A 1244-nucleotide genomic window follows, 5' to 3' on the forward strand; every position below is an offset into this window, starting at 1 on the left:
ACCTTCAGCCGACCCTCCCCTCCCCGCCCTACCTTCCACCGTTGTGATATGCGTCACCCAAGGTCTAGGGTTGTAGCGCCTGGCAGGCGGCCCGTGGGTGCGTCCGGTGGCGGGGTGCGGCGGGTCGTGCGCAGGTGAGGGAAGTGAGCCCGTTGTCCGTCTCCTGGGACGACATCGGCGGTCTCGTCGATGCCCATGAACGCTTCCTCGCGGGCGCCCACGTCGACTCCGACGTCCGGGACCCGGTGCTGGACTCCTGGAAACGCTGCCGTTCCGCCGGCCTCGAACCCCACCGGCTGCTGGTCCCCTACGTGCCCGACCTCGCGATGGAGGACCCCTTTCTCCGCGCCGCCGACCCGGTCCTCACCCAGCTCACCGCCGCCCTCGCGAACGTCAGCATGACCGTGGTGCTCTGCGACGGACAGGCCCGCATGGTCCAGCGCCACGGCGGCGACCGGCAGCTCCTCACCCGCCTCGACGAGGTGAACTTCGCCCCCGGTTTCTGCGCCTCCGAGGCCGCCGCGGGCACGAACGGTGTGGGCACCGCGCTCGCCGAGCGGCAACCCGTCCTCGTTCTCGGCCGGGAGCACTTCGCCGACTGCCTCTCCCCGTTCGCCTGCGCAGGCGCCCCCGTCCGCAACCCGCTCAGCGGCCGCGTCGAGGCCGTCCTCGACCTCACCTGTCTGCGCGACGACGGCGACCCCGCCATGCTGCGGCTCGTCCGGGAGGCCGCCCACGACATCGAGGCCGCCCTCCTGGAACAGGCCACGGAACGCGAGCGGGCGCTCCTGGCCGCCTACCGCCGGGCCACCCGTGCCGCCGCCACAGTTTCGGACGGCGCAGGACCCGGCGCAGGCGCAGGCGCAGGCCCGGGCACGGGCCCGGCCACGGCTCCCTGGCCCCGCCAACCCGGGCGCCCACCCGGAGCACGGGGTGACGACAAGGACGGCCGGTACGCCGAGACCCTCGGCCGCGTAGACCTGGCCGTGCTCCGGGAGAAAGCCGAGGAACTCATCGCCTCGCCCCACCGCACGCTCGACGAGGTCACCCTCTCCGGCAACCGCGTCGCCACCCTCCTGCGGCGCCCGATCATGAGCGAGTCGGGCGAGACCGGCGTGGTCGTCGAAGCACGCGTCCTGGGCGGCTCTCACCTCCGCCACAAAGAACTGACCACCCCGCCCTCCGAAGCGCCGCCCGGTCAGCCCTCGACGCCCCCACTCGCGTACCGGAGCGCGACCCGGACG

The 1244-nt window shown here is 73.5% G+C and carries 1 protein-coding gene; it reads left to right on the forward strand.

Features of this window, described 5'->3' with window-relative positions; genetic code table 11:
- Nucleotides 1-143: 143 nt before the first annotated feature.
- Nucleotides 144-1244, forward strand: a 1101-nt coding sequence (locus P1P70_RS44810) for a GAF domain-containing protein (RefSeq protein ID WP_319248272.1), incomplete at its 3' end; no start/stop codon positions are given.

Origin of the sequence: Streptomyces sp. MB09-02B (assembly GCF_033794485.1) — a bacterium.
Taxonomy (GTDB): domain Bacteria; phylum Actinomycetota; class Actinomycetes; order Streptomycetales; family Streptomycetaceae; genus Streptomyces.